Raw genomic sequence first — 18,966 nt, 5'->3', positions numbered from 1 at the left:
TTGAGCCGTTATAATCGTTTATGCTTGTTTAGATCTTGTACTCTCAATGATAACAGTGGTCAGTATTAAAGCACCACCAATAAAAGTTTGATTTGTAGGTAATTCATTTAAAAATAAAAAGGCCATTATAATTCCAAATACTGGCTGAGCACTTCCTATTATACTCGCTGTACTAGCTTTAAAGTATTTTAAGCTATGTACAAACATGGTATGCCCAATAGCCGTGGTAATTAGAGCTAGTAGTATAATAAAAGGATATTGTGTTGTTATATTTGACGTATCCATAATCCATAGTGTAGGGGCCAAAATCAGAGCTAAAATTGCTACTTGGTAAAACATAAGCATAGTACTGTTATATTTAGTAACATGTCCTTTTAGTATTAAAATTCGTAATGCGTAACATACTGCAGAAAACACTCCGCTTAATATACCTAGTAAATGATTATTTTCTAAATTAAATTCTGGTGTAAGAAAATAAATTCCAGCTAACACCATAAGTCCTAAAACAAGATGTATTGGATCTAATTTTGTTTTTGAAAATAACGGTTCTAATAACGCAATAATTACGGGAAATGTAAATAATGATATCATACCAATAGCTACATTAGATAGTTTTAGAGCGTAAAAATAGGATATCCAATGACCTCCCATTAAAAGTGCTGCGATAAAAAAAGTTAAGCGATCTTTTTTATTACTGAGCTTTAAATTAATCCCTTTAAATACACAGAATAGAAATAAAAATATTGCTGCTAAAAATGAACGCCACCATATAATTACTGGTGTAGGAAGGTCTATAAATTTACCTAAAGGCCCAGATGTACTTATAAATAGGGTGGCCACAATTAGCAATACCAGATAGTTTAAATGACTTTTTTCATTCATTTAATTGAGATAATGCTGCTAACGCTTGTTTTGTAGATTTAATATTTTGAAACGTAAGTAGTAAACGCAATCCTTTACGGGTTTGCTTTTCCTTTATCTTGCACTTACTTGCATTCCGTTGTACAAACTGTAAAACTTTAGTAAATGCATCACTCTGATAGAAACCACTTTGCTGATCTTGAACAAAATATCCGATCATCTTTCCTTGTTTCATAATTAGTTTTTCAATGCCCATTTTAGTAGCGATCCACTTTATTCTTACGCTATCTAGTAAATCGGAAACTTGTGTAGGCAATTCCCCAAAACGATCTATAATTTCAGTTTCAAATTTAGCCAGCTCTTCGTCTGTTTTAATTTCGTTTAATTTAGTGTAGAGGTTTAGTCTTTCTGTGATATTATTGATATAATCGTCTGGGAATAACAATTCAAAATCCGTATCGATAGTAATCTCTTTGACGTATTTTTTAGGCTTACCATCGTCTTTATATAAATCTGAGAATTCAGTTTCTTTTAATTCATCAATGGCTTCATTTAATATTTTTTGATAGGTATCAAAACCAATATCATTAATAAATCCGCTTTGCTCACCACCTAATAAATCCCCTGCACCGCGAATCTCCAAATCTTTCATGGCAATATTAAATCCGCTACCCAATTCTGTAAATTGCTCTAAGGCAGAAATACGTTTTCTAGCATCAGTAGTCATGGCAGAATAATCTGGGGTTATGAAATAGCAGAACGCTTTTTTATTACTTCGTCCAACACGACCGCGCATTTGGTGTAAATCACTTAAACCAAAATTGTTGGCATTGTTTATAAAAATGGTGTTTGCGTTTGGCACATCCAATCCACTTTCTATAATAGTTGTACTCACCAATACATCGAATTCACCATTCATAAAAGCGAGCATTAAAGTTTCTAACTTTTTACCATCCATTTGGCCGTGTCCAATACCTATTTTAGCATCTGGCACTAAACGTTGAATCATACCAGCAACTTCTTTTATATTTTCTATTCTATTATGAATAAAAAACACTTGGCCACCACGTTGAATTTCATAACTCACCGCATCTCTAATTGTTTCTTCCCCAAATCGAATCACATGACTTTCAATTGGATATCGGTTTGGTGGAGCCGTGTTTATAACAGATAAATCCCGTGCTGCCATTAAACTAAACTGAAGTGTTCTTGGAATTGGAGTGGCCGTTAAGGTTAGCACATCAACATTTTCCTTAATCGTCTTTAGCTTTTCTTTTACCGCAACACCAAATTTTTGTTCTTCGTCGACAATTAATAAACCTAAATCTTTAAATTTTACATTTTTATTGGCGAGTTGATGCGTACCAATAATAATATCTACGCTTCCTTTTTCTAAACCTTCTAAGGTTTCTCGTTTCTCTTTAGCGGTTCTAAAACGATTGACATATTCTACCGTTACTGGAAAATCTTTTAAACGTTCCTTGAACGTCCGTGAATGTTGATAAGCTAAAATTGTTGTTGGTACTAAAACAGCAACTTGTTTTCCGTTGTCTACAGCTTTAAATGCAGCTCTAATCGCAACTTCAGTTTTTCCGAAACCAACATCACCACAGATGAGACGATCCATTGGTCGTTCACTTTCCATATCGGCTTTAATATCTGCTGTAGACGTGCTTTGATCTGGAGTGTCCTCATATATAAATGAGGCTTCCAATTCATGTTGCATGTGGCTATCTGGTGCGTATTGAAATCCTTTTTCAAGTTTTCGCTTGGCGTAAAGTTTTATGAGATTGAATGCAATTTCTTTAACTCTAGATTTCGTTTTTTGTTTTAATGTTTTCCAAGCTTTGCTTCCTAATTTATATACCGTTGGTGGTTTTCCATCCTTCCCGTTAAACTTGGTGATTTTATGCAAAGAGTGAATGCTGAGGTATAAAATATCGCGTTCGCCATACACCAATTTTATGGCTTCTTGTTTTTTGCCTTCAACATCGATTTTTTGAAGACCACCGAATTTTCCAATGCCGTGATCGATGTGGGTGACATAATCACCAATTTCAAGATTGGTGAGTTCTTTTAAGGTAATGGCTTGCTTCTTGGCGTAACCATTTTTAAGATGAAATTTATGATAACGATCAAATATCTGATGATCGGTGTAAAGTGCAATTTTATGTTCTGTATCTATAAAACCTTGATACAGCGATAGTACGATAGTTTTATAATGTACAGTTTGTTCGGCATCATCAAAAATATCATGAAACCGTTTCGCTTGTTGTTCGCTAACGCAAGCGATGTAATTAGTAATACCGTTAGCATGGTTGTCATTCAAATTTTCAATTAATAAATTGAATTGCTTATTGAATGCTGGTTGGGGTTTAGTGTAAAATGAAATAAGTTGCTCAGCAAAAAAGGCTTCAGTGCCAAATTCAACTAAGTTATAATCTAAAAACTGTCGTTTTATCAAATCTAAATTACAGAATAATTCTTTAGGAGAAGCGTGTTTAACTTCGCTTGATAAATTATTAAACGCCTCTTCAGCTTTTCCATATAAATCATCAATTCTTGAAAATATTAGTGACGCATTCTTGGAAAAAACTACCGTTTTATTCGAGATATATTTTAAAAAGCTTTCACGCTGTTCAGCAATAAGTTTGTTGGCTACATTTGGTATAATGCTGACTTTTTTAATGCGCTCTGTAGATAATTGTGTTTCTACATCAAATGTTCTTATGCTATCAACTTCGTCTCCAAAAAATTCTATCCGGTAAGGTTCATCATGAGAAAATGAAAAGACATCAACGATACCTCCTCTAACTGAGAAATCTCCAGGTTCTGTAACAAAATCGACACGTTTAAACTTGTATTCAAATAACACTTCATTTACAAAATCGATACTCAAATCATTTCCAACAGACACCTTTAACGTATTTTTTTCGAGTTCCTTTTTGGTGACTACTTTCTCGAAAAGAGCATCAGGATAGGTGACAATAATACACGGTTTCTTACGCGAATTGATGCGATTTAAAACTTCGGCACGCAACAACACATTTGCATTATTGGTTTCCTCCATTTGGTAAGGTCTACGGTAACTGCCTGGATAAAACAACACATCTTTATCATTGATGAGTTGTTCAAGATCGTTGAGATAAAAAGCCGCTTCTTCTTTATCATCAAAAATTAACAAAAATGGTTGGTCAGCTGTTTTAAAAGCTTCAGAAACCATTATTGAAAATGACGAGCCAACCAGGCCTTTTAAATGTGTTTTTGTGTTATTCTTAGTTTCGGAAGAGGCAATAGCCGTTTGCAGATTTTGCAGTTGCAAAGTCTGTGCGAAGGTTTGGGCGATAGATACTTTACTCAAGTTTCTTTGTTTAAAGTTGCAAAAATACGTGATTTTATTCATTTGAGAATTCAAATAAAAATCAAATCAATAAAATTTTTGACGGGTTGAATACAGATAAATTCTATCAAACGATTTATATTTGTTCATAATTAATAATTAGACACTAAATAAAATAGATATATGTCATTTTCAGATTTATTCGATAGCGGATTTAAAAAACGTAATGAAGACCACTTTGCGTCAATTGTTAGAGTGGCAATGAGCGATGGTGTAATTTCAGAAAAAGAAAAAGCGTTCTTAGACCGTTTGGCCACTCGATTAGATATATCAGAACTCGATTACAAACAAATATTAGAGGATTATAATAGTCATCCAGTTAACTCACCACACTCTTACGACGTGCGTTTAGAACGTCTGTATGATTTAGCACGTATGGTTTGGGCAGATGATATTGAAGGTCCAAATCAACATTGGTTATTAGAAAAACTGTGCGTTGGTTTAGGGTTTCATTCGCAAAATGTAAAATATATTGCGGACAAGGCTTTAGTACTTGCTCACGATAAAGTTGAGTTAGATGATTTTATAGCAGGAATTAAATCTATGAACGAGTAATTCTACAACTAAAAAATAGTCTATAAAAAAAGCGTTTCAATTTATTGAAACGCTTTTTTTTATAATCTTAAATTAATTTATCTATTTACCTTTATTTACAGCATCGATATATTTCTGTAAAGCCATGGTCATGGAAGGTGTTTCTGGTGTTGGTGCAGAAATATCTACACGCAATCCTTTTTCTTTAACCGCATTAACCGTGGTATTACCAAATACAGCGATACGTGTTTCGTTTTGCTTAAAATCTGGGAAGTTGTGAAATAGCGACTCTATACCAGACGGACTAAAAAACACTAAGATATCATAGGTTACATTAGTTAAATCAGACAAATCACTAATAACTGTTTTGTAAAAGGTTGCTTGCTTCCAATTTACACCTAATTCATTTAAAATCTCTGGGATGATAGGCTTAACTTTATCTGTTGTAGGTAATAAAAAAGATTCGTCCTTGTATTTTTTAACTAAAGGTATTAAATCTTCAAAAGTACGTTTACCCACATAAATTTTACGTTTTCTATAAACCACATATTTTTGAAGGTAATAAGCAACAGCTTCAGATTGGCAGAAATATTTCATAGAATCTGGAACTTTAAAACGCATTTCGTCTGCAACTCTAAAGAAGTGGTCTACTGAATTTCTACTTGTAAGTATAATGGCTGTATATTTGCTAAGATCTACCTTTTGTTGTCTTACGTCCTTGGAAGATACTCCTTCTACATGGATAAACGGTCTAAAGTCCACCTTAACTTTTTGCTTTTCTTGCAAATCAAAGTATGGAGAGTTCTCTATTTTAGGCTCTGGTTGTGACACTAAAATTGTTTTCACTTTCATACGTAAATCTTGTGTTTTAAGCGTTATAATCTCTAATAACCTTATATAAAACTATATAAGGCCCAATTTCGAGAGCGCAAAGATACAACAAAAAATAGAACAAATTAGGATTTATTAATTTTTGATGGGTTTTAAAGGTGCTTATAAAACCTATAAGATTTATGATACAAACTAATATAAAAGCAATAATAAGTATGGTTTCTGTATAACGATCTGTATAAATTAAAAACAGATTAGTAACGAAGAAAACCAAGCCTGATAAATTTTTGAATGTTGTTTTTTGAAAAAGATAGTGGTCAATTAAATGATCCATTTCAAAAAGGCTGCCTATGAGTCGTTCTAAAAGTGTTTTCATAACAATAATCGTGGAAACAGCCAATAGCAATTTTAAGAATGAAATAAGTTCAAAATTTAAAGGTGAAATAAACGTAGTGTAGGCAAAGTAAATAAATATACTAACTGATAGACTGAGATTTATAAATAGAAAGCTATCAAATTGATCAATAAATTTTTGATCTTTACTATAGATTTTAAGGTATTTTGAATTGCCGATAACATAAAGAAAATCACGAAATCGAAGTGTGTTTAAATATTTGGCAACAACGATGGAAAACAATCCAACCATTGTAAATATGGTAAACCACTCGTATGTCACATAATTTCGCATGAGGCTAAATTAATAAGAAATTTAAGTTAACGTCTATTAGTATGCATAATTCCTTGGAGAACCTATAAAATTTTCTGCTTTAAATCATTTTATTAAGCGCAAATAATTGTTATCAACGATGACAAAAATTATTGATAAATTGTGATGTAAATTTTAGAACTAAATTTGAATTAAGAAAACCTCAAAAACAGTTTAAATTGTTTATTATGAAGTCTGTCGACTTACAACGAAGCCGTCTCCAGTCTTTGTTCTCATTTCTATCAAAAACGTTAATTTCAGCATATAATCCATTTAAAACTTTACTTTTGTTGAAAATTAATAGCCACTCAAAAGAGTCTTTAAAATTGAGTTAATGTCTGACGCCATTGTCATTATTCCTACCTATAACGAGATTGAAAATATAGAATCAATAATTAGAGCTGTATTTTCGCAACAGAAAGAGTTTCATATTCTAGTGGTTGATGACAATTCACCAGATAACACCGCCGACAAGGTTAAAAACTTACAACAAGAATTTAAAGATCATCTATTTTTATTAGAACGCAAAGAAAAAAGTGGATTAGGGACCGCCTATATTGCGGGTTTTCAATGGGCTTTGAAAAATGTATATTCTTATATTTTTGAAATGGATGCCGATTTTTCGCATAATCCAAAAGATTTAATCCGTCTCTATAACGCTTGTGCTATTGATGGGGCGGATGTATCGGTCGGCTCTAGATATGTGAAAGGCATTACTGTTGTAAATTGGCCAATGACCCGAATTATTTTATCTTATGGAGCTTCTCGGTATGTCAGATTTATTACTCGAATGAAAGTAAAAGATTCAACAGCAGGCTTCGTTTGCTATAAGAGATCGGTTTTAGAAGCCATAGATTTGAAAAAAATTAAATTTATAGGCTATGCATTTCAAATTGAAATGAAATTTAAAGCTTATAAAAAAGGGTTTCAAATAATAGAAATACCGGTTATCTTTAAAGATAGAACCAAAGGCAAATCAAAAATGAGCGGTAGTATTATTTCTGAAGCTATATTTGGTGTGATTAGTTTAAAATTAAAAAGTTTATTTTAAAGACTGTAAAGGATCTTTGAGAATTTAAAAAACAATGAATCGAAATACCCTCATAAAAAACGCTAGAATCGTCAACGAAGGAAAAATTGTTGAAGGAGATATTCTTATCGAAAATAATATTATTAAGGAAATTGATATATCCATTAGCGTTAAATCTGCTGATATAACCGTGATTGACGTGGAAGGGAATTATGTATTTCCGGGCATGATTGACGATCAGGTTCATTTCAGAGAACCAGGACTTACCCATAAAGCTACTATAGAAACCGAATCTCGTGCGGCCGTTGCTGGCGGAATTACGTCTTTTATAGAAATGCCAAACACCAATCCACAAACCACAACTGTAGAAAAGTTAGAGGAAAAGTTTGATATAGCTGCCAATTCCTCCTATGCCAACTATTCTTTTATGTTTGGGGGTACAAACGATAATTTAGACGAAATTTTAAAGGTAAACCCAAAAACCGTCGCAGGTTTAAAATTATTCTTAGGTTCTTCTACAGGAAATATGCTAGTTGACGATCCAAGCGTAATTGAAAAAATATTTTCGAGTACAGATATGGTGATTTCGGTACATTGTGAAGATGAAGCCACGATACAAAAGAATTTAGCCAAGTATAAAGCGGAATATGGAGATGATATCCCAATGGAATTGCATCCTATTATTCGTAGTGAAGAAGCTTGTTATATATCGTCTTCAAAAGCGATTGAATTAGCAAAGAAAACAGGAGCACGATTACACGTTTTTCATTTATCAACAGGAAAGGAAACTAGTTTGTTTTCAAATAAAGTGCCTCTAAAAGATAAAAAGATTACCGCCGAGGTTTGTGTACATCATTTATGGTTTTCGGATGAAGATTATGCCAAAAAAGGAAGTCATATAAAATGGAATCCAGCGGTTAAGACAGCTAAAGACCGAGATCAGCTTTGGAAGGCCTTACTGGATGATAGAATAGATGTCATTGCGACTGACCATGCGCCACATACTTTAGAAGAAAAAAACAATTTATATACAAAAGCTCCTTCTGGTGGACCTTTAGTTCAGCATGCTTTAGTAGCTTTAATGGAAGCACATCATCAAGGTAAAATCTCGGTTGAAAAAATTGTTGAAAAAACTTGTCATAACCCTGCAATTCTATTCAACGTAGAAAAACGAGGTTATATAAAAGAAGGGTATTTTGCAGATTTGGTAATTATAGATCCTCAAAGTCCATGGACCGTCAATAAGAGCAATATATTATATAAATGTGCATGGACTCCTTTTGAAGGTAACACCTTTAAAAGTAGAATTACGCACACCTTTGTTAACGGCCAGTTGGTATATAACAATTTTAAGATACTAAACGTTAAAGCAGGCGAACGATTGACATTTAATAGATAAAAATGATAAAACAAGTCAGTGTAATTTTGGTGCTCAGTATTTTCATTATGGCGTGCAATGATATAGACCGACCCCAAAAACCCGATAATTTAATTTCAGAAGATCAGATGTCTAATCTTTTGTATGATTTGTATATTATTAACGCTGCCAAAGGAGTGAATAGAAATACTTTGGAAATTAATGGCCTTAATCCAGAACATTATATTCTAGAAAAATATAATATTGATAGTACCCAATTTGCGCAAAATAACACTTATTATACATTTAAGGCAGAAACATATAGTGACATAATAGAGCGTGTAAAGACCAGATTAGAAAAAGAAAAACAAAAGTTTGAAGCTCTAAAGGAAAAAGAAAATGACTCTATTAAAAAACGAAGAGATTCCCTTAAAAATTTAAATAAAAAATCTAAGGACGATATTAAAGTCAAAAGATCGTTAGATAGCATTGCTATTAAAATGCGAGAACCTATACTTCTTTTGGAAACAAAAGACACACTTCAGAAATAGAGTCGTCAATAGATTTAAACTCAAAATCTAAGGTGTTCATTATTTTTGAAGCATCATATTTTGTAATACTCACTGCAGATTTTGCTGCTTGTTTTGATAAACTTCTGCGTTTACCAAGCAGTTTATTATTTAACCAATCTAATCTCCAGGCTATTTTCAGAAGCCATGGTTTTGCTTCTTTGTTTGGTGGATTGACTTTAAGTGCGTTTGCTATTTTAGTCTGCACAGTTCTAAAACTGAGATTTTCAGAAACTAATATAAAACCTTCATTTATAATTTCACTATCCATAAGTTGTTGCATGGCATTTACAACATCCCAAATATCTACGTAACCCGTAATACCATTTGTATAATAGGGTAAACCTTTATTAATGCGTTTAAACAAACTGCCACTTCCTCCCCCGTGCCAATAACCGGCACCTAATATAATTCCCGGATTAACTATTACAGCATTTAATCCTTCTTGCGTACCGCGCCACACTTCTAGCTCTGCACCATATTTTGTAATGGCATAAACACTGTTGTCGTCTTCTTGATTCCAATCCGTTTGCTCGTCGATTAACTTTTCAGGATTATTGTGATGTCCTATGGCAGCAATAGAACTGATATAACAAAGCTTTTTAATTTGATGACTAATAGATAAATTCACAACATTCGCTGTGCCCTCAATATTTATTTTTCGTAATAATTTATATTTATCTGGTTCAAACGATACAAAAGCAGCACAATGGTAAACATACGATATACCTTTAAAAGCATTTACTAACCTAGGAATATCATTAATATCGGCCTCTACCCATTCAATTTTATTAAAATAAGCGTCGGCATCATCAGTGAAATAAGAAAAAACATGTTTTACACGATTTAGAGTTTTTTTACGACGATATGTAGCACGAATCGGTTCACCATTTTTCAATAGTTGAAAAAGTAAATGTGAACCTACTAAACCTGTTCCTCCCGTGACTAGTATCATACCACAAAGTTACATCTTTTTGATTCTAAAGTATAAATTGAGCTAGAATTGTCTTTTCTCTTTTAATACGGAAACATATCTTTGTGCCAATCAATTTTTGAAACTAAAAAGGTATGGCAAATAAATTTGTAGAAGAATTACGTTGGAGAGGAATGGTACACGATATCATGCCAGGCACAGAAGAACAATTAGAGCAAGAAATGACTACCGCCTATATTGGTTTTGACCCGACTTCAGATTCGCTTCATATAGGAAGTTTAGTACCTATAATCTTATTGGTTCATTTGGAAAGAGCAGGTCATAAACCTGTAGCATTGGTTGGTGGAGCAACGGGAATGATTGGTGATCCTTCAGGTAAAAGTGATGAGCGTAATTTATTAGATGAGGTGGCTTTAGCACATAATGTAGCGGGTATTAAAAGTGTATTATCGCGCTTTTTAGATTTTAATTCAACCGAAAAAAATGCGCCAGTTTTAGTGAATAACTACGATTGGATGAAAGATTTCAGCTTTATTGATTTTGCAAGAGACGTCGGTAAGCGTATCACGGTAAATTACATGATGGCTAAAGACTCTGTGAAAAAACGTTTTTCTGGAGAAGAAGGAAGTATCGGAATGTCTTTTACCGAATTCACGTACCAATTGATTCAAGGTTACGATTTTCATCATTTGTATAAAACCATGGGTTGTAAATTGCAAATGGGAGGTAGCGACCAATGGGGAAATATTACCACAGGAACAGAGTTGGTAAGACGAATGCACGATGGAGAAGACCAAGCTAAGGCTTATGCTATGACCTGTCCTTTAATTACAAAAGCAGATGGTTCTAAATTTGGTAAATCTGAAGGTGGTAATATTTGGTTAGATGCCGATAAAACGTCCGTTTACAAATTTTACCAATTTTGGTTAAATTCTAGTGATGAGGATGCTGAAAAGTATATCAAAATTTTTACATTTTTAGATAAAGGTACGATTGAAACTTTAATTAAGGATCATAAAGAAACTCCGCATTTACGATTGTTACAAAAACGTTTAGCTGAAGAAATAACGGTGTTTGTGCATAGTAGAGATGATTATGATAATGCGGTAAAAGCATCAGAAATTTTGTTTAGTAAAGATTTTAAAAATGAAATTAAACAATTGTCTGAATCCTTATTTTTAGACGTTTTTGAAGGTGTAAAACATGCTGACATTTCTAAAGCAGAATTCAACGACGGATTAGATATGATTGGGGCATTAGCGGCGAAAACAAATTTTTTAAATTCCAATGGTGATGCGCGTAGGGCATTAAAAGAAAATGCCATTGCCGTAAATAAAGAAAAGATAAAAGAGGATTACATATTATCTTCTGAAGATCTAATTCATGATAAATATATTATTTTAAGTAGAGGCAAAAAAACGAATTTCATCTTAAAAGTGGTTTAATATTAGTTTATAGTAAACTTAAAAAGACCTCACAGATAATTAAAATCTGTGAGGTCTTTTTTTGTACCTTCCTTATTTAAGAACTTATTAGAAAGCATTACAAAGAATGTGTTCAATTCAAATTAAAGGATTATGAAACATACAGAAGAATTGGCAAATCGATTAAGGGAAGTCATTCTGAATGGAGCATGGATCGCTCATACAAATTACAAAAACTAATTAGAAAATTTAGACCGACGAATAGCTAATACCAAGCACGAATCTTTAAATACTATATCAGTTTTAGCACAACATATTCATTATTATATCTCAGGTATAAAAAATGCGTTTCTCAATAATGAACTTAATATTAGGGATAAATACAGTTTCGATTTTCAACCCATGGAATCACAGCAAGAATGGGACATTTTTTTACATCAATTTTGGAGCGATACGGAAGCATTAGCAGTTTTAATTGAAAATATGCCTGAAGACAATTTAAGTAATGACTTTATAGATAAGAAGTTTGGCACCTATTTACGAAATATAGACGGAATGCTTGAGCATAGTTATTATCATCTAGGCCAAATAGTATTAATTAAAAAGCTAATTATAAAATAGTTAATAGGTGTTTAAGATGTTATTAATAGACTTAGTTCCTGGCGAAATTGAAAAAAAGTGCCCAAAATAAATTTGAGCACTTCTCAACCAATCAATCAACTTATGAAATCTTACTTTTTCATAGCAATAATTAAGTCGTATAAAAATTATTTTCCTTACAAAGCCATTAAATTGCAGCCTCTTATATCGGAATTATCAAATCGTCCGATGATTTCAAATTGACCGTTCTCATCAACCTTACCTAAATCTTGTGTGGCAATAAATGCGCATGAATTTATATTCGCCAAATCAATCACATTAATTCCACCAGTTCTGTTAGGTTGTTGTATGGTGAGTGCATCTTCAGTATCGCGGGTAATTATCTTCATCCAAGGCGGACAGTCAAAAGTTCCATGACCTTTAGAATACGCCTGACTCAAAAGTTCGGTCATACCATATTCACTATGAATTTGGTTAACCCCAAAACCAGTTTGTAGAATTTGGTGCAACTCTTGTCTAATAATTTCTTTACGTCGGCCTTTCATTCCACCAGTTTCCATAATTATAGTATGTTTTAAATTAAATTGATAGGCTTCAACCAAATCCAATAAGGCAAACGAGACTCCGATGAGTAAGGTTTTTTGCTTTTTAGCTTCGAGTGCTTGTAGTGTATGGGCTAATTCTTTAATATTATTGAGATAAAAACCGCTCTCAGGAGATTTCGATTTTTCTATGAAATCATTTACCATATAAATTAAAGAAGAACCATCACGTTCTAAGTAAGATGGGAGCAATGCTAAAACTACATAATCTTCAATATTTCCATAAAAATGTTTAAAAGCTTTGAGATAACTTTTCTCATACAGCGCTATATCAGACACCAAATGTTTGCTAGTTACACTTCCTGTAGTACCAGAGCTAGAAAATGTTTTATCCACAGGTTGTGAGGAGCTTAATATGTGATGTGATTTAAAAAACTGAATTGGTAAAAATGGAATTTCAGAAACACATTTTACATCTGCCGGATGTTTATATAGTAAATCGCAAAAGGAACGATAGACAGCGTTGTTTTTAAACTGAAATTTAAACACATCTAGAGCTAAAGCATCAAATTCTGTTTTGGATTTTATATTAAAAATACTGTCAGTGAATATCATGTCGCAAAAATATGGAAAATAAAAAAGCGTCCCGATAAATATTCGGAACGCTTTAAAATTATATAATTAGAATTATACTTACTTAATCACCAATTTCTTAGTTGTAGAAGCATTATTCTGAGTAATTTTTACAATGTAAACACCAGACTTTAAGCTAGCAACATTTAATGAGTTGTTGGTTAACGTTTGGTTTTTAACTTGCTTACCTAAAATATCGAATACTTGAACTTTTATTACTTCGCTATTAGTAGAAGAAATTGAAACCGATCCTGTATTTGTTGGGTTAGGATATATGCTAAATGAATTAGTATTAAACTGATTTGTACTCAATGGAGCAGCAATATCACTTACATATCTAGGAAATATTTGATAATCGTCATTAAATTGACCACCGATACCTGTAATGCTTGACGCCGCTGCAGGAATAGCAGTACCAATTAAATCTTCATCACCAAAAGCAACTCTCGCAATAGTAACATCCGTACCGTCGGCAACATCGTAGTTGGTGTTATCTTCAAATACACCTGAATCTGTAAATGTTACATTGTTCAAAGTGATTAATCTGCTTTCGTAAGTTTCACCATTGTTGATAAGATCTGCAGCACTAATTACTATTGGAGTTAAAGTGTTATCAGTAGAAGATGCCGTAGCTATGTTTTCACTAGGTACAAATTGAAGTGTACCATTAAAATCAGATAACTGTCCTTTGATACCTGTAAGACCATCACCAATATTAAAAGCGGTAGATAACGTACCTGCAACATCGTCGATAAGAATACCAGCTCCACTATCTTGGATATATTTTTGATTTCTATTACCTTCAGTAACGATGTAAGAAATAATTGCTTCACCGGTTAACTCGTAAAATTCACCAAGAGTTCCAGCACGTAAAGCCGTGATATCTGATACTTGGTTTGTTGAGGTAACATCGAAAGTAACAGACGCTGTTACGGCATCCGGACTTAATGAAGCTCCAGAATTGTCAACCAATTCAAAATCTACAGTATGCGAACCATCTGTAAGACTAGATAAGCTAACTGCTGCAGTATCAAATTTATCAATGTTTGCACCACCATCTACACTATATACAATATAACCGTCACCACTTCCGGCAGCAGCTACATTAAAATTTTGAACGCTAATTTCAACATCTACATCAGAATTAGGTACAGATGCTCCATCAGCAGGAGAAGTAACACTCAATGCTGGTACTGCACCTACTTCTTGAAAGAAAGAAAAATCATCCCAATATACTACAGCACTACCATAAGCTCTTGCTTCAAAATAAAAGCCAGCTGCAGTCGCAGGTGCAGTTAAGGTTACACTATATTGAGTCCATTGATTCCCGTTATTATCAAAGTAAGAATTGTTAGGGCCTCTTAATTCATCAGAATTATCAGCAATATTGTCACCCATATCATCTTTCCAATAACTCCAAATTCTCGCATCCGTATCATCACCAGATTCTACTTTGTACCACATTGATACTGTGTAAGAATTTCCTGGTGTGATGCCTGTAATTGTTTGTCCTAAATCTTTAGTTCCATCTGCAGTATGCTTAGCAGAAAAGTTGCCAGTATGAGCCTCAGTAGATTCTTGAGTTACATTTTCAATTTTAGTCCAGCTTTCAGGCGTATTAGCGTCTGTCCATGTTTCAAAATTACCGTTCGATAACAGTTCTTGTCCGAATGTTAAAGAGGTAATTAATAATGCAATAAATAAAAAGTAAATTTTCTTCATAATCGATTTTATAAAAGTTAGATAACAAATATAATAACTAATCCTCAGTTTTAAGAACGAGAATACTGATTACTTGTCAGTTTTTACAATATGTTAACATAGTGTAGAAAAGTGCTTTTCAGCCTTTCCAATAGTACATATTAATGTTAGGGAATTGTTATCAATTCAATATTTTTAAATAGTTCACAGGGATATAATTTATATTTACAATTATTATTAAAACTAAAATACAATTGAAAAAGAAAGATATTAAAATATTATTGGTTGATGATGAACCAGATATTTTAGAAATTATAGGTTATAATTTATCCTCTGAAGGCTACCAAGTTGTCAAAGGTGAAAATGGATTAGAAGCAGTTGATCTAGCTAAAAAACATAAACCACATTTAATTATTTTAGATGTAATGATGCCTAAAATGGATGGCATTGAAGCTTGTGAACGTATTAGAGAATTACCAGAATTAAGCGAAACCATTATAACCTTCCTAACGGCAAGAGGTGAAGATTATTCTCAGGTCGCTGGTTTTGATGCTGGTGCGGACGATTATATTGCAAAACCTATTAAACCAAAAGTTTTAATTAGTAAAGTAAAGGCTTTACTCCGACGTCTTAAAAATACCGATAGCTTCGTAGAAAATATTATTAAAATAGGCGATTTAGTTATTTATAAGGAAGAATATAAAATAACGATTAAAGACGAAGAAATTACACTGCCACGAAAAGAGTTTGAATTACTATCTTTGTTAGCAACCAAACCTGGTAAGGTTTTTAAACGCGATGAAATATTAGATAAAGTATGGGGAAATGAGGTCGTCGTAGGTGGTAGAACGATTGATGTCCATATTAGAAAACTTCGTGAAAAAATTGGTGATAAATCTTTTAAAACCGTAAAAGGCGTTGGTTATAAGTTTGTAGACTGATGCAAAAAAAACAACAACCTAAAAGTTTAAAAAAAACTTATAAATTCGCCTTTAGAACAGCGCTATACGTAACGTTGTTTACTACAGCGCTTGTATTTACTTTTTTATATTACTACCATAGCTTTCATTGGCAACTTATATTTTTTCCCATCATCTGCTTCCCGCTTTGTTTTGCTATTGTTCAGTATAGGGTTGAACGTTTTATATATAAACGTGTTAAGAAAATCTATGACGACCTCACACTTTTAGAATCCACAAATTTGAGACAACAACCCATAACTACTGATATGGGAACTTTAACTAAAGAAATTGATAAATACGCTAAGACCAAAAAAATTGAAATTGAAACTCTAAAAATTAGGGAAGAATACCGGAAGGAATTTATTGGTAACGTATCTCACGAGCTAAAAACTCCTTTATTTAGCGTACAGAGTTATCTACTCACCTTGTTGGATGGAGGTATTGAGGATGAAAAAATTAAGAAGAAATATTTAGCCAGAGCGAGCAAGGGAGTAGAGCGTTTAACCTATATCATTAAAGATTTAGATATGATTACCAAACTCGAAGTTGGTGATCTTAGATTGCATAAAGAAAATTTTGATGTTGTGAAATTGGTACAAAACGTGTTTGATCTTTTTGAAATGAAAGCTGCAAAAAAATACATTACCTTAACTTTCGATATCGATTATCCTGAGCCAATTATGGTATTTGCAGATAAAGAACGTATTCAGCAAGTATTAACTAATTTGGTGGTCAATTCTATAAAATATGGAAGAGAAAAAGGAACTACAGAAGTTAGTATTGAAAATCTAATTAAAAATAAGGCTATAATAAGAGTAACGGATAATGGTGAAGGCATTGCTAAAGCTAACCTTCAGCGCTTGTTCGAACGATTTTATCGCGTCGATAAAAGTGGCTCTCGTAAAGAAGGTGGTTCTGGTTTGGGACTCTCGATTGTGAAACATATTATAGAAGCACACGAAGAAAAAATATATATTGAAAGTGAGTTGGGGGTTGGTAGTGAGTTTTCGTTTACTTTAGAAAAGACAAAATAATTTCGCGTAATTCAATTCCGATTTTTCCGATTTAAAACCGCTATAATTGTTGCATTGTGCCAATAATTCAATTGAAAACTCATGTTGTTTACAAGAAGGAGCAATTCCTTCAGCTTTTAATTTTTCTGCTAAATATTCTTGTTCAAATTGTCCTGGGGTTGGTATGAAGAATGCTTTTTTCTCTAATTTCACCAAATCCATAATCGTTGTATATCCCGATCTGCTCAATACCATGTCACTCTCGTTTATTGCAGATTCAAGCTCAGCACTTGTCATGTAATTATAAATTGTCATATGGTTATGCTGCGTAATTGATTGTTGAGATGCAATAACACCTTTTATAAAACAGATGTTTCCAGAATAACTTTTTAGTGCCTCAAATAGTTTTTCTTCCAAAAATGTCCGTTGAGGTTCGGGGCCAGAGAGTATCACCAAAAGTGGATATTTAATCTGTAAATTTTGTTTTTCAAATCTAGACAATGGGCCTAAATATTTTAATGGTGTTTTGATACTTTCAACATGCCCTAAAATACCGCTTATATTTTTTTCGGAAGGATAATCTGGAACCCAACATTCATTAAATTTAGAAATAATTTTTTGATGAATCCTAGTACTCAGCCAGGTAGTATTACCGCTTAATACCTGTAATTGATGCGTAATAAAGACGGACGGAATATTACTGTGCCGTGCGCCAAATCGATTATCCGAAATTATACCAGAAATAGCATGCGATGCAACAATTTTTGCAATCGCCTTTTGCTCTTTCTTCATTGTTCTTAAAAAATGAGGTGTTTCTTTAAAGAATTTTAATTTAAGTTTTTTGGGATTTTTTGAATACGATATGTTATATGAAGGTAATTCAAAGGTTTGAAGTTTTGGAAACTCTTTTTGTAATAAGCGAAGAGCATCTCCGTCACTGGCAATTATAGGGCTTAAATTGTGCTGTATTAATGCGTTTATTATAGGAATACAACGTGTGGCATGCCCTAATCCCCAATTTAAAGGAGCGACTATAATCTGTTTTTTATGTTGAATTGGTTTCAGTGTTTTGAGATATGAGTTGCTAAAACAAAGATAAACCTAATTTGTTTGCTTAATTTTACCGAATTATTAATAATACCTATTTAAGAATATTTTATGGCATATCAAAAAAGGTATAAATTTAAAATGAGTGGGAAGTAAAAATAAACAGAAACGCTTTAGAGAAAATGAAACCTTTCATAATGTATATCAGCCAACTCGCGAAGAATTGGTCGATACAACATTCAAACTGAAAGGAAAGTGGAGAGCGGAGGTTTTTAAAAACGACAATCCGTTGGTGTTAGAATTGGGTTGTGGAAAGGGTGAGTATACAGTTGGTTTGGCAAAACGCTATCCCAATAAAAACTTTATAGGGATTGACATTAAAGGAGCTCGATTTTGGCGCGGTGCTAAAACAGCCATTGAAGAAGATATTCCGAATGCTGCTTTTATAAGAACTCAAATAGAACTTGTAGAATCTGTTTTTGAGGAAAATGAAGTTGATGAAATCTGGATTACTTTTCCAGATCCTCAAATAAAATACCAACGTACCAAGCATAGAATGACTAACTTACAGTTTTTAGATCGCTATAAAAAAGTATTAAAACCAAATGGTCTAATGCATTTAAAAACGGACAGCGAATTTATGCATGGTTATACCCTAGGTTTATTGCATGGTTTGGGGCATGAGGTGCTTTACGCTAATCATAATGTTTACAAATTAGAAGGAAGCCCAGAAGACGTCACCGAAATTAAAACATTCTATGAAAATCAGTATTTAGAAAAAGATAAAGCAATTACGTATATTAGATTCAAAATCAACTAATC

At 32.9% G+C, this 18,966-nt stretch carries 17 protein-coding genes; 9 read left to right on the top strand and 8 right to left on the bottom strand.

Annotation, left to right across the window (positions count from 1 at the left end; all coding sequences use genetic code 11):
• Window positions 1-18: 18 nt before the first annotated feature.
• Window positions 19-882, bottom strand: a complete 864-nt coding sequence (locus tag QMA06_RS01435; RefSeq protein WP_290205072.1) for a DMT family transporter — start codon at window positions 880-882, stop codon at window positions 19-21.
• A complete protein-coding gene (gene mfd / locus QMA06_RS01430) occupies window positions 875-4,222 on the bottom strand; it encodes a transcription-repair coupling factor (RefSeq protein ID WP_290205071.1) in 3,348 nt (1,115 codons plus the stop codon). The genes QMA06_RS01435 and mfd overlap by 8 nt, the downstream gene beginning before the upstream one ends.
• 162 nt (window positions 4,223-4,384) lie before the next feature.
• Here mfd and QMA06_RS01425 point away from each other — a divergent pair, with 162 nt between their 5' ends.
• Window positions 4,385-4,816 carry a tellurite resistance TerB family protein gene (locus tag QMA06_RS01425; protein WP_290205070.1) on the top strand — a complete coding sequence of 144 codons (432 nt, stop codon included), beginning with the start codon at window positions 4,385-4,387 and terminating at the stop codon, window positions 4,814-4,816.
• Between the two features lie 81 nt (window positions 4,817-4,897).
• On the opposite strand, the gene QMA06_RS01420 is transcribed toward QMA06_RS01425, so the two are convergent.
• A complete protein-coding gene (locus tag QMA06_RS01420) occupies window positions 4,898-5,647 on the bottom strand; it encodes a uroporphyrinogen-III synthase (protein WP_290205069.1) in 750 nt (249 codons plus the stop codon).
• Between the two features lie 16 nt (window positions 5,648-5,663).
• Window positions 5,664-6,314: a DUF4271 domain-containing protein gene (locus QMA06_RS01415; RefSeq protein WP_290205068.1), complete on the bottom strand. Its 651-nt coding sequence runs from the start codon at window positions 6,312-6,314 to the stop codon at window positions 5,664-5,666.
• A 352-nt stretch (window positions 6,315-6,666) separates the two neighbouring features.
• Between QMA06_RS01415 and QMA06_RS01410 the strand changes: the two genes are divergently transcribed.
• Genes QMA06_RS01410 through QMA06_RS01400 form a run of 3 tightly spaced genes read left to right on the top strand, consistent with a single transcriptional unit; the run spans window position 6,667 to window position 9,270 of the window.
• Window positions 6,667-7,383 (top strand): polyprenol monophosphomannose synthase, encoded by a 717-nt coding sequence (locus QMA06_RS01410; RefSeq protein WP_290205067.1) that lies wholly within the window; start codon window positions 6,667-6,669, stop codon window positions 7,381-7,383.
• A 34-nt stretch (window positions 7,384-7,417) separates the two neighbouring features.
• Window positions 7,418-8,761, top strand: coding sequence for a dihydroorotase (locus QMA06_RS01405; RefSeq protein WP_290205066.1), 1,344 nt, complete (start codon window positions 7,418-7,420; stop codon window positions 8,759-8,761).
• Window positions 8,762-8,763: 2 nt separating this feature from the next.
• On the top strand, window positions 8,764-9,270 hold the full coding sequence (locus tag QMA06_RS01400) for a DUF4296 domain-containing protein (RefSeq protein WP_290205065.1): 507 nt from the start codon (window positions 8,764-8,766) through the stop codon (window positions 9,268-9,270).
• On the opposite strand, the gene QMA06_RS01395 is transcribed toward QMA06_RS01400, so the two are convergent.
• Window positions 9,230-10,243 carry an NAD-dependent epimerase/dehydratase family protein gene (locus tag QMA06_RS01395; RefSeq protein ID WP_290205064.1) on the bottom strand — a complete coding sequence of 338 codons (1,014 nt, stop codon included), beginning with the start codon at window positions 10,241-10,243 and terminating at the stop codon, window positions 9,230-9,232. The genes QMA06_RS01400 and QMA06_RS01395 overlap by 41 nt on opposite strands.
• Window positions 10,244-10,356: 113 nt before the next feature.
• Between QMA06_RS01395 and tyrS the strand changes: the two genes are divergently transcribed.
• Entirely contained in the window at window positions 10,357-11,667 is a 1,311-nt protein-coding gene (gene tyrS / locus QMA06_RS01390; protein WP_290205063.1) for a tyrosine--tRNA ligase, read from the top strand.
• Window positions 11,668-11,907: 240 nt separating this feature from the next.
• Window positions 11,908-12,267 (top strand): DUF1572 domain-containing protein, encoded by a 360-nt coding sequence (locus tag QMA06_RS01385; protein WP_318036591.1) that lies wholly within the window; start codon window positions 11,908-11,910, stop codon window positions 12,265-12,267.
• Window positions 12,268-12,422: 155 nt separating this feature from the next.
• On the opposite strand, the gene QMA06_RS01380 is transcribed toward QMA06_RS01385, so the two are convergent.
• The gene (locus QMA06_RS01380) at window positions 12,423-13,403 is read right to left on the bottom strand and encodes a LuxE/PaaK family acyltransferase (protein ID WP_290205062.1); all 981 of its coding nucleotides are present in this window, start codon (window positions 13,401-13,403) and stop codon (window positions 12,423-12,425) included.
• A gap of 78 nt (window positions 13,404-13,481) precedes the next feature.
• Window positions 13,482-15,143 carry a T9SS type A sorting domain-containing protein gene (locus tag QMA06_RS01375; protein WP_290205061.1) on the bottom strand — a complete coding sequence of 554 codons (1,662 nt, stop codon included), beginning with the start codon at window positions 15,141-15,143 and terminating at the stop codon, window positions 13,482-13,484.
• 233 nt (window positions 15,144-15,376) lie between these two features.
• Between QMA06_RS01375 and QMA06_RS01370 the strand changes: the two genes are divergently transcribed.
• A complete protein-coding gene (locus tag QMA06_RS01370) occupies window positions 15,377-16,063 on the top strand; it encodes a response regulator transcription factor (protein WP_290205060.1) in 687 nt (228 codons plus the stop codon).
• Window positions 16,063-17,118 carry a sensor histidine kinase gene (locus QMA06_RS01365; RefSeq protein WP_290205059.1) on the top strand — a complete coding sequence of 352 codons (1,056 nt, stop codon included), beginning with the start codon at window positions 16,063-16,065 and terminating at the stop codon, window positions 17,116-17,118. The genes QMA06_RS01370 and QMA06_RS01365 overlap by 1 nt, the downstream gene beginning before the upstream one ends.
• Here the strand turns inward: QMA06_RS01365 and QMA06_RS01360 are convergent.
• A complete protein-coding gene (locus QMA06_RS01360) occupies window positions 17,101-17,889 on the bottom strand; it encodes a glycosyltransferase (RefSeq protein ID WP_290205058.1) in 789 nt (262 codons plus the stop codon). The genes QMA06_RS01365 and QMA06_RS01360 overlap by 18 nt on opposite strands.
• A gap of 400 nt (window positions 17,890-18,289) precedes the next feature.
• On the opposite strand from QMA06_RS01360, the gene trmB reads away from it, so the two are divergent.
• Window positions 18,290-18,964 (top strand): tRNA (guanosine(46)-N7)-methyltransferase TrmB, encoded by a 675-nt coding sequence (trmB, locus tag QMA06_RS01355; RefSeq protein WP_290205057.1) that lies wholly within the window; start codon window positions 18,290-18,292, stop codon window positions 18,962-18,964.
• Window positions 18,965-18,966: the final 2 nt, after the last annotated feature.

The sequence above is a fragment of the Winogradskyella bathintestinalis genome (genome assembly GCF_030407435.1).
Taxonomy (GTDB): Bacteria; Bacteroidota; Bacteroidia; order Flavobacteriales; family Flavobacteriaceae; genus Winogradskyella; species Winogradskyella bathintestinalis.
This window is presented reverse-complemented; position numbering and strand designations above follow the sequence as displayed.